Source organism: Salinicoccus sp. RF5, from assembly GCF_020786625.1.
GTDB lineage: Bacteria > Bacillota > Bacilli > Staphylococcales > Salinicoccaceae > Salinicoccus.
This window is the reverse complement of sequence record NZ_JAJGRC010000001.1, coordinates 1,138,240-1,152,202: the sequence shown is the minus strand read 5'-3', so window position 1 is coordinate 1,152,202 and position 13,963 is coordinate 1,138,240. Positions and strand designations below refer to the sequence as shown.

The window sequence follows — 13,963 nt, the reverse complement described above, 5'->3', positions numbered from 1 at the left end:
ATACTGGAAAGAAATTGAAACAGCGTGTTATTTTTTGAGGGATGAGGGTAAATATACACTGTATAGTATTTTAATTGGAGGGGGAGGAGAAATGAACGAAGGAAATATGAACGGAAGAAACGTGGATGGAGAAAAAGTCCACGTCTTCGACAAGTCCCTCGTAATGGTTTCATTCATCGTATCCGCCTTTACAGCTGTCCTCGGCCCGCTGCTCATCTGGGTACTGAAGAAGGACGATGATCCCGCTACAGGAGAAGCATTGAGGCATGTAGTCAATTTCGGCCTTTCCTACACGATCTACATGTTCATCGCATGGCTTACATCCTTTATCCTCATCGGTCTGATCATCGGCCCGATCATCACCATCGCATTCTACGTATTCCTCATCATCGGCGCCATCCAGGCGAATGACGGGAAAGTCTACAAACCCCCATTCACCCTGGACATCATCAAGTAGTCATTTTCATTTACCTCACGACCATTATCAGTCGTGAGGTCTATTTTATGGGCCTTTTCCCGTGAAAAGGGGGGTAAAGGTTTAAAGTGTGGCGCATTTACGTTATAATATAATGGTAATTTAAATCCCGTACCAGGCTTTGACTATTATTTATAATTATTATAAACTGGTATGGAGAAACTTATACAAAATAATCTGTTGGAGGGTTAATAAATGGCTTCTGTTCTAGAAATCAAAGATCTGCACGTCGAAATCGACGGCAAACCAATTCTTAAAGGTGTCGATCTCACACTCAAACAAGGAGAAATCCACGCGGTGATGGGACCGAACGGTACAGGTAAATCCACGCTTGCCCAGGCAATCATGGGCCACCCAAGGTACGAAGTGACTCAAGGTGAAGTTCTGCTCGACGGCGAAAACGTACTCGAAATGGAAGTTGATGAACGTGCGCAAGCCGGTCTTTTCCTCGGCATGCAGTATCCATCCGAAATTTCTGGTGTGACGAACTCAGACTTCCTGCGTTCTGCAATCAATGCACAGCGCGAAGAGGGCGACGAAATCAACCTGATGCAGTTCATCAAGAAGTTGGACAAGAACATGAACTACCTGGAAATGGATCTCGACATGTCAACACGCTATCTGAATGAAGGGTTCTCCGGCGGTGAGAAGAAGCGTAATGAAATCCTGCAGCTCATGATGCTCGAACCTAAATTCGGCATTCTGGATGAGATCGACTCCGGTCTCGACATCGATGCCCTCAAAGTAGTATCCAAAGGCATCAATGAACTGCGTGGCGAAAACTTCGGCGCACTGATCATCACACACTACCAGCGTCTTCTGAACTACATCACACCTGACTTCGTCCACGTAATGATGCAGGGCCGTGTAGTGAAATCCGGTGGCGAAGAGCTTTCCAAGCGTCTTGAAGAGGAAGGCTACGACTGGATCAAGGAAGAACTTGGCATTGAAGACGAAACTATCGCTGCAGATGTAGAATAGGACAGGAGGATGACCATGGCTACTGAAGTTAATGAATATGTTATCAATGCTGATGAAGTCATTTCCCGTGCAGAATCACGCGGTGAATCTGAACTTCTCATCAGCAAGAAAAAAGAAGCACTAGAACAAATCGAATCCCTCGATATGCCGAAACCGGACAAGACGAAACTCAACAAGTGGGATTTCTTCACAGTATCCCAGCCGGTGACGGACAGCGCGACATACAGCTCCTTGGAAGAACTGCCTGAAGCAGTCAAGAGCCTGCTCGACATCGAGCACACGAAAAACATCTATGTACAGCACAACAATACGCCTGCATATCTTCAAGTTTCCGATGAACTGCTCGACCAGGGCGTGGTAATCGAAAACATCATCGAAGCCAGTGCAAACCACCCGGAACTCGTGGAAAAATATTTCATGACCGAAGGCGTGAAAATTGATGAGCACAAGCTTGCTGCCTACCATGCAGCAATGCTGAACGGCGGATTGTTCGTCTATGTACCGAAGAATGTACAGATTGAAGATCCGGTACAGATGGTTGTACTCCATGATGATGAGAAGACTTCCCTCTTCAACCACGTACTGATCGTCGCGGATGAAGGTTCGGAACTGACTTATGTCGAAAACTACCTTTCCAACGTAGATAAATCCAATGAACAGTTCAACATCATTTCAGAAGTCATTGCAAAAGATAACGCGAAGGTCAACTACGGTGCAGTGGACTTCCTTTCTGAAGGCTTCACAGGCTATGTCAACCGTCGTGGTGTCGTCGGCCGTGACGCAACACTCGACTGGGCGCTCGGTCTGATGAACGACTCCAATGTCATCAATGACAACACGACCTATCTCATGGGGGATAATTCCGTCTCCAACCTTAAGACGGTCGTTGTGGGCCGTGGAGAACAGACGCTCAACTTCACGACACAGATCATCCACTACGGCAAGGACTCTTCAGGCCATATCCTGAAGCACGGTGTAATGAAGGACAGTGCATCCAGCATCTTCAATGGTGTCGGATACATCAAGCACGGCGCAACGCGCAGTGACGCCCAGCAGGAATCCAGAGTATTGATGCTGAGTGAAAAGGCGCGCGGTGATGCGAACCCGATCCTTCTGATCGATGAAGACGACGTTACAGCAGGCCACGCCGCATCCGTCGGACGTGTGGATCCTATCCAGCTGTTCTACCTGATGAGCCGCGGCATCTCCCAAAAAGAGGCGGAGAGGCTCGTCATCCACGGTTTCCTCGACCCGGTAGTGCGTGCATTGCCGATTGAATCCGTGAAAAACCAGCTCAGAGAAGTCATAGAACTCAAAGTTCTTTCAAAATAAGCGTTAAAGGGGTTTTCCCGCATGAATGCAAAAGATATCAGAAAGGATTTCCCAATCCTTGATCAGCAGGTCAACGGCAATGACCTCATCTACTTTGATACATCAGCAACGAGTCAGACACCGTCACCTGTAATAGATGCAATGACTGCGTATTATGAAGCTTACAATTCCAATGTGCACCGTGGGGTGCATACACTCGGCACGAAAGCGACAGATGGTTACGAACAGGCACGTATGAAAGTGAGATCATTCATCAATGCCAAGCGATTTGAGGAAGTCGTATTCACGCGGGGAACCACTGCAGCAATCAACCTTGTAGCACGCAGTTTCGGTGACATGGTGATAGAGCCGGGAGATGAAATTGTAGTGACGGAGATGGAGCACCATGCCAATATAGTGCCTTGGCAGGAATTGGCCAAGCGCACCCAGGCGGAATTGAAGTTCATTCCCATGGAGGCGGACGGCACATTGACGATGGAGAATGTGGAGGCGACAATCGGTGAAAAGACGAAGATCGTCGCCATCACCCACGTTTCGAATGTCCTTGGCACCATCAATGACATCAAGGCAATTGCCGAAGTCGCCCACAGGAATGATGCCTATATCGCAGTCGATGGGGCGCAGGCCGTTCCCCACATGTCGGTCGATGTACAGGACCTGGATGTCGATTTCTACGCATTCAGCGGCCATAAGATGCTCGGCCCGACGGGGATCGGTGTACTTTATGGAAGAAGTGAACTGCTTGACGATATGGAACCGATTGAATACGGTGGGGACATGATCGACTTTGTCGATCTCAGGACATCCACCTGGACGGACCTTCCTGTGAAGTTCGAAGCAGGGACACCGATGATTGCAGAAGCGATCGGCCTTGCTGCAGCAATCGACTATATCGAAGACATCGGTCCGGAAGCCATTTTGGAATATGAACAGGAACTTGTGAACTACGCGCTTGAAAGCATGAACGCAGTGGAGGGCATTGAAATCTATGGTCCCGAGTCACGTGCAGGCCTGATCACATTCAACCTCGAAGATGTGCATCCGCATGATCTGGCCACCGCACTCGATTCTGAAGGCATAGCTGTCAGGGCGGGCCACCACTGTGCACAGCCGCTGATGAAGTGGCTGGGGGTATCATCTACAGCCCGCGCAAGTTTCTATATATACAACACTACAGAAGAGATTGACAGCTTTATCGAAAGCCTCAAGCGTACGAAGGAGTTTTTCTCTTATGAATTTTAACAATCTCAATCAGCTATACCGCTCAGTCATCATGGACCACTACAAGAATCCGCGCAACAAAGGGGTCATCGAAGATGGTACACTGACGGTGGATATGAACAACCCGACATGCGGAGACCGCATCCGCCTCACCTTGAATGTCGTCGATGAAATCGTTGAAGACGTCAAGTTCGATGGGGAAGGCTGTTCCATATCCATGGCCAGTGCCTCCATGATGACCGAGTCCATCACCGGGAAGGACATCAATGAAGCACTCTCCATGGGAGACGAGTTCAGCAAGATGATGCTCGGTGAAGACTATGATATCTCCGAAGAAATGGGAGATATCGAAGCGCTGTCAGGCGTAAGCCAGTTCCCGGCACGCATCAAATGTGCCACACTGTCCTGGAAGGCACTTGAAAAAGGTGTCAAGGCTGACAGCAAACAATAAGAAGGAGTGATTTAAATGGCTAAACAAGCACCAGAAGTCGGCGATTACAAATATGGTTTCCACGATGAAGACGTATCCATTTTCCGTTCCGACCGCGGCCTTACTGAAGAAATTGTACGTGAAATTTCCAAAATGAAAGAAGAGCCGGAATGGATGCTCGACTTCAGACTCAAAGCGCTGGAACATTTCTATAAAATGCCTATGCCTACATGGGGCGGCGACCTCTCGGAACTCAACTTCGATGAAATCACATACTACGTAAAACCTTCCGAGCAGTCTGAACGTTCATGGGACGAAGTACCGGAAGAAATCAAGCGTACTTTCGACAAGCTTGGCATTCCTGAAGCTGAGCAGAAATACCTTGCAGGTGTTTCCGCACAGTACGAATCCGAAGTTGTCTACCACAACATGGAGCAGGATCTTGAAGACAAAGGTGTCATCTTCAAGGATACAGACTCTGCCCTCCGTGAAAACGAAGACCTCTTCAGGGAGTACTGGGCGACGGTCGTGCCACCGACGGACAACAAGTTCGCTGCACTCAACTCAGCTGTATGGTCCGGTGGATCATTCATCTACTGCCCGCCGGGTGTGAAGCTCGATACACCACTGCAGGCATACTTCCGCATCAACTCCGAGAACATGGGACAGTTCGAGCGTACACTGATCATCTGTGATGAAGGATCAAGCGTACACTATGTAGAAGGCTGTACTGCACCAGTCTATACGACGAACTCACTGCACTCCGCTGTTGTTGAAATCATCGTCAAGAAGGACGCATACTGCCGTTACACCACCATCCAGAACTGGGCGAACAACGTATACAACCTTGTTACGAAGCGTACTTTCGTTGATGCGAACGGTACAATGGAATGGGTCGACGGCAACATCGGTTCCAAGATCACAATGAAGTATCCGGCAGTATTCCTCAAAGGCGAAGGCGCACGTGGCATGACACTGTCCATCGCACTTGCAGGCAAAGGACAGCTGCAGGATGCCGGGGCTAAGATGATTCACCTTGCTCCAAACACATCATCCACAATCGTTTCCAAGTCCATTGCCAAGCAGGGTGGCAAAGTCTCCTACAGGGGACAGGTCCACTTCGGCAGGAAAGCGGATGGCGCACGTTCCAACATCGAATGTGACACGCTCATCATGGACAACGATTCCACTTCAGATACGATTCCTTACAATGAGATCCTGAACGACAACATCTCACTGGAACACGAAGCGAAAGTTTCCAAAGTATCAGAAGAGCAGCTCTTCTATCTCATGAGCCGCGGCATCGGGGAAGAAGAAGCAACTGAAATGATCGTAATGGGCTTCATCGAGCCATTCACGAAAGAACTGCCAATGGAATATGCGGTCGAAATGAACCGTCTGATCTCCTTCGAAATGGAAGGTTCCATCGGTTAATCGATATACGAAAAGCCTTATCACACTTCGAGTGTGATAAGGCTTTTTATTTCGGCGCATCTTCTTCAGCCTGTGAAGAATGTAATGAGCACCATGGAGAAAAGGACGAGGAACAGATAGATGATCGAGTATCTCAGGTTCATCCGTGCCCATACCTTTTTATTCTGGGCTTTCGGTCCCAGTGCTGCGAGTATGATCCAAAAGATGGTAAGGACGAGTGCAAACGTGGAAAAGATCCAGCCCATCGGATCGGCCAGGATGAAGGGGAAAGGCAGGAGTGCAATCACGTAGACGATGATCTGGCGGATCGTCAGATCGACTCCGCTCACGACCGGCAGCATGGGAACACCAGCCCGGGTATAGTCCTCAAGACGCTTTATTGCGATGGCGAACGTATGGGGAACCTGCCAGATGAGCAGCAGATAGAACAGAGCAATCGGCACGATATGATCCGCCGGTATGATGACGGCCCAGCCGATCAGTGGGGTGAACGCACCTGAAATGCTGCCGATGATGGTATTGAGAGTATATCTGCGCTTCGTCCAGAATGTGTAGAGGACGACGTAGAAGAACCAGCCAAGAAATGAATAGATGGCTGCCTCGAAGGTGGTGAACATCATGATGGAGAGGCCGATGGTCGTCGTCGCGATTCCTCCCAACAGTACGGCGCGCAGTGGAAAGGCGCCTGTCACCGTTGGGCGGTTCCGGGTCCTGTCCATTTTCATGTCGAGGTCGCTCTCGTACCAGTTGTTCAGCATCAGTGCCCCTGAAATGACAAGTGTGCTCCCAGCCATCGTCAGCAGGAACAGCCCCAGGTGGTCCATGAAGCGTGCACCGCTGAAATAGAGAGCCAGCCAGTAGCCTGTAAAGACAGGGAGCACGTTGGCCAGCAGCACCTTGCCTTTCAGCAGATTCTTCATATTGGCCAGAAAGCTGCCCATTTTTAAGTGGATTGGCATTCGTCGATTATCCAATAGGTATTCCCTCACAAGCATTATATTATTCCGCCCTATGGACGGCACGGTCTTCATCTTCCATTATAACAGCATAACGGCATGTGCCACATCACAAAGCGGACTATGGGGATCTCAGGTTCGGGACCTTCCGTAATGCATGGACACGGTGAATAAAAAGGAATACAATAGTTAGGCGGACTAACCACTTCTATTGATAAGGATGTTGAATACCATATGAGTGATACATACAAGGAAAGACTATGGACGAAGGATTTTGTCTTCACGTCGGTCGCCAACCTGATTCTCATGCTGTCGCTGTACCTGCTGCTCGTCACGATGGCGACATATGCCATGGACACATACGATGCTTCGGTCAGCATGGGTGGATTCGTCTCCAGCATCTTCATCATCGGGGCACTGTTCGGCCGTCTCTATGGTGGAAAGCGGATTGCTGTGGTCGGCAACAGGAAGATGCTGCTGATCGGCACGGTGTCCGTGCTGCTTGCGACGTCACTATACTTTCTGCCGCTCGGCCTCTATCCGCTGATGGTGCTCAGATTTCTTCACGGTTTGGCAATGGGCCTTGCGACGACCGCGACGAGCACCATCGTCTCACAGATCATTCCGACTTCAAGGAGCGGGGAGGGCATCGGATACTTCAGCATGAGTGTGGTCATGGCTACAGCCATCGGACCTTTGATCGGTGTGATGCTTCTGACCCAGTTTGGGTTCAACAGCATCTTCCTCTTCTCCCTCATCATGGCAGCCTTAAGCCTTGTGCTCAGCCTCTCGCTGCAGCCTCCTGAGGTCAAAGTTGAGACGGGCAGGAAGGGGTTCAGGATCACGGACTACTTCGAAGCGCGTGCACTCCCGATTTCGATCGCAATGTTCGTCCTGGCCCTTGCATATTCAAGCATCCTGTCATTCGTGACCGAATATGCAGCTGAAATCAATCTGGTCGAAGCAGGCAGTTTCTTCTTCCTCGTCTATGGCATGTCGGTGCTGCTGTCGCGCCCGTTCACAGGTCGTCTGATGGACCAGAGGGGTGCCAATATCGTGGTCTATCCTGCCCTCGTTTCATTCGCAGCAGGAATGCTGATGCTCAGCCAGTCTTTCGCAGGGTGGATGTTTCTTGCTGCAGCAGTACTGATGGGGCTCGGGTATGGGAATTTCCAGTCCATCGCCCAGGCGCTCGCGATCAAGCTGACTCCGCATCACCGGATGGGCCTTGCCAATTCGACCTATTTCATCGCTCTCGACCTTGGTCTCGGACTTGGACCATTGATGCTTGGATATATCGTTCCCGTCTCCGGCTACCGTGGGATGTACATGGTGCTTGTTGCGGTGATCCTGGCCGGCATTGCGGTCTATCACTTCATGCATGGCAGAAGGGATGGAGAGGTCACAGTGGGCCGCAACGGAGCCTGATCGATGTTTCATATGAAATATTTCAGGGTAGACTGTATGAAAGTGGAAAGCAACTGAAATGTGTGCCGCTTCGCAAATATGAATTTACGAAGAAGGGGAGAGCACGTATATGGCTATGACAAAAGACATAAAGAAGATTAACGCAAAATCGGATGACATCGGCATCCTCACCATGTATCTCAATACGGATGCCAGTGAAGGCCAGCAGAACGGGGAATGGAAGATCCAATTGAAAAATGGCATGAAGGAATTGAAGGACCAGGTCAAGGAAAGTGAAAATCCGAAAGAGGAGAAGGCGTTGAAGAAGCTTCTGGACCAGATGGAAACGCGTATTCTGGAACAGCAGCTGAATATGCAGAAGAGCTATTTCCTTGCTGCATCCGCTGATGGGGAGCTATGGGAGGAAAAGATCCTCCAAGTGCCTGTAACCACCTCCTTCCATTGGAGTACTGAAGCCCAGACACACCAGCTGGAAGCATTGGATCAGAAGTTTCCTGAAACAGGCATCATCGTCATCCAGCAGAGGAATGTCGCTTTTATAGAAACGGCACTCGGGGAGATTCTCGATGAAAGGCATTTCAGCTGGGACCTTGACCGGGAGGACTGGGTGGATTATGACAAGGCGACGCCACCCGTCGACCGGGCAACCGGCAAGGACGCATTCCAGAGGCGGTTCGATGAAAACAGGCAGCGCTGGTACAAGAACCTTGTCCCGCGCCTGTCGAAAGAGATCAAGGAGCGTAAACTGAGCGGCGCCTATCTCGTCGGCAGCCGGGAATCGGTTGCTGAAATAGAACCGCATATGAGCGCGTCCTATCTCAAGGGGACGATTACGAAGAACCTCGGTCCGATGCCGAGCCATGAAATCGTGAAGGAAGTCTATGATACGCTGATATAGGTTCAGATTACACCAGAGACCATTAAGATCACCCTGGTCAATATTGACCAGGGTGATTTTTGGTTCTTATGGACATCAGTACAGGTAGTGGTTCCCTGTCTGAAGGTTATGCAGTGAATAGCCAAAATCCATCTGGAGGTGCGGATAGTCCCGGAAGCTCTCCCAGTCGCCGCCCCAGGTGAAGCCAAGCTCCTTGGCCATCTGTGCTACTTCGAACCAGTCAGATCTGCCATTGCCGTTGCCGTCATATTCGATGTCCCAAATGACCTGGTGACCCACTTCAAGCGCATAGTCGACCGCGAGGCCGTAATTGTGATAGGATTGTCCGCCACGGGCGTTAGTGACGATGTACCCCGGCTCCGTACGTCCCTGGGCATAGAGGGCATCCTGTTCTTCGAATGAACGGAAGCCATCTGTAAATCTGATGACGATGCCGATGGAAGCAGCCCGCTGCCTCAATATTTCAGCGCGTTCGGCAACGATGGGGTGCAGCCCCTGAGGCTGGCTGCTTTCATATGTATTCTCGTGCCACTGGTCGGCGGATGCAGTGCTGAAGCTTGCGAATGCAAAACTCGGCACAGCAAGAAGTGTGAAAAGCAATGGTGCTAGAGGTTTGAAGTTCTTCATAAATGTAGTCCTGCTCCTTTTTCATAGTTGTATGGTACGTAACTACGATATCATTATGTCTAAATTTTTCAATAATATAGAAAAATTGATATGAAATAGTAATACTAATGTAATATAATTTTAAATAAAGTATAGATATTAATTTCATTATGTATGCAGCTTTTCATTAGGAAGCGACTATCAATCCATCAAAAAACCGCCGATGCAGAGGCATCGGCGGTTCTCGTCCTTCCTACAGCAGGTCCTGGTACTCCTTCTGCAGTTCAGGAATGGAATAATCGAAGTTCATTTCGAGGTGCGGATAGTCCTTGAAATCTTCCCAGTCACCTCCCCATTCGAATCCGAGATCCTTGGCGATATCAGCGACTTCAAACCAGTCGGGTTCTCCGTTGTCGTTTCCATCATATTCGATATCCCAGATGATCTCATCGTCGACTTCGAGCGCATAGTCGATGGCGAGGCCATAGTTATGGTAGGATTCGCCGCCTTTGGCATTGGTGACGATCTGCCCGAAGAAGGATCTGCCTTTGCTGAAGAGCTTATCCTGCTCCTCAACGGATCGGAAATCATCAGTGATCTTTATGTCTATGCCTTCCTCTTCCGCCTCTTCAATGAGTTCCTCCGCCTTCTCTTCCACTTCCGGGTGCAGACCGTCCGGAAGTTCATCAAAGTCGAGCTCCTCTTCTTCCTCTTCCTCTTCCTTTTCTTTCTCCTCTTTGGCTTCGTCCTTCTCCTCATCTTCCGCTGCTGCGGTGCCTGCATCCATGAGAAGGATTCCGCCTGCTGCCAACAGGCTGAAGCATATCATGGTCAACAGTTTTATGTATTTTGTCATTGGCTGGTTCCAGCTCCTTCCGGGTTATATTTTTTCAGTTCCATCAAGATACTGAAGCATCATATCATCCGCCTTTCCCTTTTTAAACATGGGAAGGGGGATTGAAAAGAAAGGTTAACTTTGCTGTAACATTCATTTCAGGGGAACCGGAAATGTTGAATTCTGATTACAGCGGAGGTTCATGATAGAATTGAATTGGATATGAACATATGGGAGGTAGAAGTATGCATTATTCGGAGATTGATACACCGGCCCTTCTGATCGACAGGGAAAGGGTATGGGAGAACATTGAAGGAATGCAGGATTTTGCCGACAGGAATGGGGTGGCACTGAGGCCGCACACCAAGACCCACAAGATGTCGGCACTTGCAGGATGGCAGGTTGAAGCGGGCGCCCAGGGCATTACGGTAGCCAAGGTGGGGGAAGCTGAGGTGATGGCACAGGCGGGCCTCGATGACATATTCATCGCCAATCAGGTTGTCGGCAGCAAGAAGCTGGAACGCATAAGGCAGCTTTCCGGAACCATCGACATTTCATTCGGCATCGACAGCATCCATCATGTTGAGGAAGCAGACGCTGTGTTTAAGGGCAGCGGCCGAAAAGCACAGGTGGTCGTGGAAATTGAAGTGGGTGAAAAGCGTTCCGGCATCATCGAAGCGGATGATTTCAAGAAGCTGCTCGAAACGATAGGCAGGAGCGATAATGTACACTTCAGAGGAGTCTTCTCACACGATGGGCATACATACAAGGCGGAGGATGCTGAAGCCTGCAGGACACTCTATGAGGAAAGTGCCCACCGCACCCTCGGTTTTGCGCAGCTCGCCCGGGAGATGGACATGCCTCCCGAAGTCATCAGCATCGGCTCGACACCGCCCTTCATGCTGGGCTTCGACATTCCTGACGGCATTACTGAAATCAGGCCGGGCACCTATATCCTGATGGACGCCGGACAGTCGAATGTCATCGGTACGTATGCACATTGTGCTGCGTCAGTGCTGACGAGCGTCATCAGCAAACCGACACAGGCACGAGTCATTACGGATGTCGGCGCAAAAGGGTTGACCATGCAGACTAGGATAGCCGGAATCACACGTACCGAGGGACTCGGTCTCCTCAGGGAATATGAAGGGGTCCATATCGATTCCGTGTTCGATGAACATGCGATCATCTACGATGAAGCGTTCAACCGGAATGTGGCGGTCGGAGAGAGGGTGCGGATCATACCGAACCACATCTGTCCTGTATCGAACCTGTATGATACAGCCTGGCTGGTCTCAGGGGACGAAGTGCTTGAAGAGATCAGGGTCGATGCCAGGGGCAGACTCCAATAGGATGGACGCGGCGCTGAATATGGAGAAATGCATGAAAGGCGGCTGAATATTTCCATGGCAATCTTTGCCGTGGGTTTTTTATTTTCAAACAATTGAGTGTATAATGGCAGAAAAGGCGAATGGGGGTTGAACATGAAAATTGTGAAGCGGGATGAAATGCGCGCCATCGAACAGTTTGCGATGGATGAAGTGGGTATATCCGGTGCCGTACTCATGGAGATTGCCGGCAACCAGGTTGCAGAAGAGATCATCCGGTCATACCCGGACCAGTCGGTGCCGATCGTCATATTGATCGGCAGTGGAAATAACGGAGGGGATGGGTTCGTCATCGCCAGACGCCTGTCCGATGCAGGCTATACCCCGGCGCCCTGGCTGCTTGTGGACCCGGGAAAGCTGAAGGGCGATGCGTTGGTGCAATACCGGATACATACTGCGAGGGAGCTGCCGCTCCATTCCGTCGAAGAAGGGTTGGCGCATCTCGATGCAGCGCTTGCCTCATCTGATGTGATCGTCGATGCAATGCTTGGTACGGGTATATCCGGTGCGGTAAGGGCGCCGTTCGACCGTGTCATCGAGAGGGTCAACAGTCATGCAGCACATGTATATGCGGTGGACCTGCCATCGGGTCTCGACTGTGATACAGGGCGGGTGGAGAATGTGGCGGTGCGGGCGGACGAAACAATCACGTTCGCATTTCCGAAGCTCGGCTTCTTTACGCAGGATGGGCCTTCCGTCATCGGACGGCTTGCAGTGAAGGACATTTCAGTGCCGGGAACGCTGGCGGATAGGATCGGTATGAAGCTGCCCGAACTGGTCACGGAGCAGCTGGCTGTCCAGGCACTGCCCGGGAGACCGGAGTTTGGGCATAAGGGTACTTTCGGACATGCGCTGGTCATTGGCGGCTCCAGACCGTTTGTCGGTGCCCCACTCTATAGTGCCCATGCCGCATATAAGACGGGGGCCGGCCTCGTCACATTGGCGATACCGGAAGGCATCTACCCGGCCGTTGCCGGGCAGAACCAGCTGGCCCTCCTCCGGACCCTGCCGGAAGCTGACGGCCATTTCAGTGGTGCGGGTGTGGAGGCGGAACTGTTTGAGAAGGTCAATGCAGTGGCCATCGGACCGGGACTTGGAAGGTTTGATGGAGGAGAGGCATTCATCGAAGAGATCATCCGGCAGCTGGATGGTCAGCCGATCATCATAGATGCTGATGGACTGCATCATGTGAAGGACCGGCTTGAACTCCTGGCCCGATACGATGGGCCCGTCATCCTCACGCCGCACCCTGGCGAGATGGCCAATCTGACAGACCGGACGGTCGCTGATATTGAAGCCGACAGGATGGGTGTTGCGAAGGACTTTGCAGAAAAGTATCAGGTCAATTTCGTACTGAAGGGGCATCGGACGATCATCGCGACGCCTGAAAGGCTCTGGGTGAATCCGCATGGAAATGATGCGCTTGCAAAAGGGGGAAGCGGCGATGTCCTCACAGGAATGATCGCTGCCTTCCTGGCCCAGGGTGCCGAGGCAGCCGAAGCGATGCAGATTGCGGTATATCTGCATGCAACCGCTGGTGAAAGGGCGGCAGGCATTCATTCCCATTATGGCGTCACGCCCGGGGATGTCATTGAAGCGGCCAAAGGGATACTCAAGGAAATGGAGGAGAAGAAGTGAAGGAAAAGGCTTTGAGAAGCGGTAACGGCAACCTGTTCAAAAATGGCGTGGCCAAAGGTGGAAAACTCCACCTGACATCGAAATATATATATCATTTTCCGCACGCGATGAATCTGAACAACAAGAAATCGAAAATAGCACTCGAGGAAGTGGAGCATGTGAATCTCATCAGCCACCATATCATGAAGGTGCTCCCGGTCCCGAACGGACTGGAACTCGTCCTTAGAAGTGGAGAATCCATGCGTTTTGTCGTCAATGGCAGGAAGCGCTGGAAGCGTGATATCGAACAGGCACTGCGCAATGCACGACAGCATGTAACATAAAGGGCGAAAGGGGTATAT

At 50.7% G+C, this 13,963-nt stretch carries 14 protein-coding genes; 11 read left to right on the top strand and 3 right to left on the bottom strand.

All coding sequences use genetic code 11. The features are described from left to right. The first annotated feature begins 91 nt into the window (after window positions 1–91). The 6 genes from LLU09_RS05970 to sufB all read left to right on the top strand — a co-directional run bounded on the left by LLU09_RS05970 (window position 92) and on the right by sufB (window position 5,873). Window positions 92–457 (top strand): DUF4870 domain-containing protein, encoded by a 366-nt coding sequence (locus LLU09_RS05970; RefSeq protein ID WP_228310935.1) that lies wholly within the window; start codon window positions 92–94, stop codon window positions 455–457. A 213-nt stretch (window positions 458–670) separates the two neighbouring features. Further along, complete coding sequence (gene sufC, locus LLU09_RS05965) at window positions 671–1,456, top strand: Fe-S cluster assembly ATPase SufC (protein WP_040105066.1); 786 nt, start codon at window positions 671–673, stop codon at window positions 1,454–1,456. Window positions 1,457–1,471: 15 nt separating this feature from the next. After that, window positions 1,472–2,788: a Fe-S cluster assembly protein SufD gene (gene sufD, locus LLU09_RS05960; protein ID WP_228310934.1), complete on the top strand. Its 1,317-nt coding sequence runs from the start codon at window positions 1,472–1,474 to the stop codon at window positions 2,786–2,788. A gap of 21 nt (window positions 2,789–2,809) precedes the next feature. Next, window positions 2,810–4,030 (top strand): cysteine desulfurase, encoded by a 1,221-nt coding sequence (locus LLU09_RS05955; RefSeq protein WP_228310933.1) that lies wholly within the window; start codon window positions 2,810–2,812, stop codon window positions 4,028–4,030. Further along, the gene (gene sufU / locus LLU09_RS05950; protein ID WP_228310932.1) at window positions 4,020–4,460 is read left to right on the top strand and encodes a Fe-S cluster assembly sulfur transfer protein SufU; all 441 of its coding nucleotides are present in this window, start codon (window positions 4,020–4,022) and stop codon (window positions 4,458–4,460) included. The genes LLU09_RS05955 and sufU overlap by 11 nt, the downstream gene beginning before the upstream one ends. 15 nt (window positions 4,461–4,475) lie before the next feature. Beyond that, a complete protein-coding gene (gene sufB / locus LLU09_RS05945) occupies window positions 4,476–5,873 on the top strand; it encodes a Fe-S cluster assembly protein SufB (protein ID WP_228310931.1) in 1,398 nt (465 codons plus the stop codon). Window positions 5,874–5,938: 65 nt separating this feature from the next. Here the strand turns inward: sufB and cyoE are convergent, their stop codons facing one another. Continuing rightward, on the bottom strand, window positions 5,939–6,793 hold the full coding sequence (gene cyoE / locus LLU09_RS05940) for a heme o synthase (RefSeq protein WP_228310930.1): 855 nt from the start codon (window positions 6,791–6,793) through the stop codon (window positions 5,939–5,941). A gap of 270 nt (window positions 6,794–7,063) precedes the next feature. Here cyoE and LLU09_RS05935 point away from each other — a divergent pair, with 270 nt between their 5' ends. Then, window positions 7,064–8,257, top strand: a complete 1,194-nt coding sequence (locus LLU09_RS05935) for an MFS transporter (RefSeq protein ID WP_228310929.1) — start codon at window positions 7,064–7,066, stop codon at window positions 8,255–8,257. A gap of 109 nt (window positions 8,258–8,366) precedes the next feature. Beyond that, window positions 8,367–9,155, top strand: coding sequence for a VLRF1 family aeRF1-type release factor (locus LLU09_RS05930; RefSeq protein WP_228310928.1), 789 nt, complete (start codon window positions 8,367–8,369; stop codon window positions 9,153–9,155). Window positions 9,156–9,230: 75 nt separating this feature from the next. Here the strand turns inward: LLU09_RS05930 and LLU09_RS05925 are convergent, their stop codons facing one another. Beyond that, window positions 9,231–9,782: a M15 family metallopeptidase gene (locus LLU09_RS05925; RefSeq protein ID WP_228310927.1), complete on the bottom strand. Its 552-nt coding sequence runs from the start codon at window positions 9,780–9,782 to the stop codon at window positions 9,231–9,233. Window positions 9,783–10,014: 232 nt separating this feature from the next. Further along, window positions 10,015–10,617 (bottom strand): M15 family metallopeptidase, encoded by a 603-nt coding sequence (locus LLU09_RS05920; protein ID WP_228310926.1) that lies wholly within the window; start codon window positions 10,615–10,617, stop codon window positions 10,015–10,017. 224 nt (window positions 10,618–10,841) lie between these two features. Between LLU09_RS05920 and LLU09_RS05915 the strand changes: the two genes are divergently transcribed. From LLU09_RS05915 to LLU09_RS05905, 3 genes are all read left to right on the top strand, one after another. Beyond that, window positions 10,842–11,948 carry an alanine racemase gene (locus LLU09_RS05915; RefSeq protein WP_228310925.1) on the top strand — a complete coding sequence of 369 codons (1,107 nt, stop codon included), beginning with the start codon at window positions 10,842–10,844 and terminating at the stop codon, window positions 11,946–11,948. Between the two features lie 132 nt (window positions 11,949–12,080). Continuing rightward, on the top strand, window positions 12,081–13,622 hold the full coding sequence (locus tag LLU09_RS05910) for an NAD(P)H-hydrate dehydratase (protein WP_228310924.1): 1,542 nt from the start codon (window positions 12,081–12,083) through the stop codon (window positions 13,620–13,622). Continuing rightward, window positions 13,619–13,945, top strand: coding sequence for a hypothetical protein (locus LLU09_RS05905; protein WP_228310923.1), 327 nt, complete (start codon window positions 13,619–13,621; stop codon window positions 13,943–13,945). The genes LLU09_RS05910 and LLU09_RS05905 overlap by 4 nt, the downstream gene beginning before the upstream one ends. Window positions 13,946–13,963 lie beyond the last annotated feature (18 nt).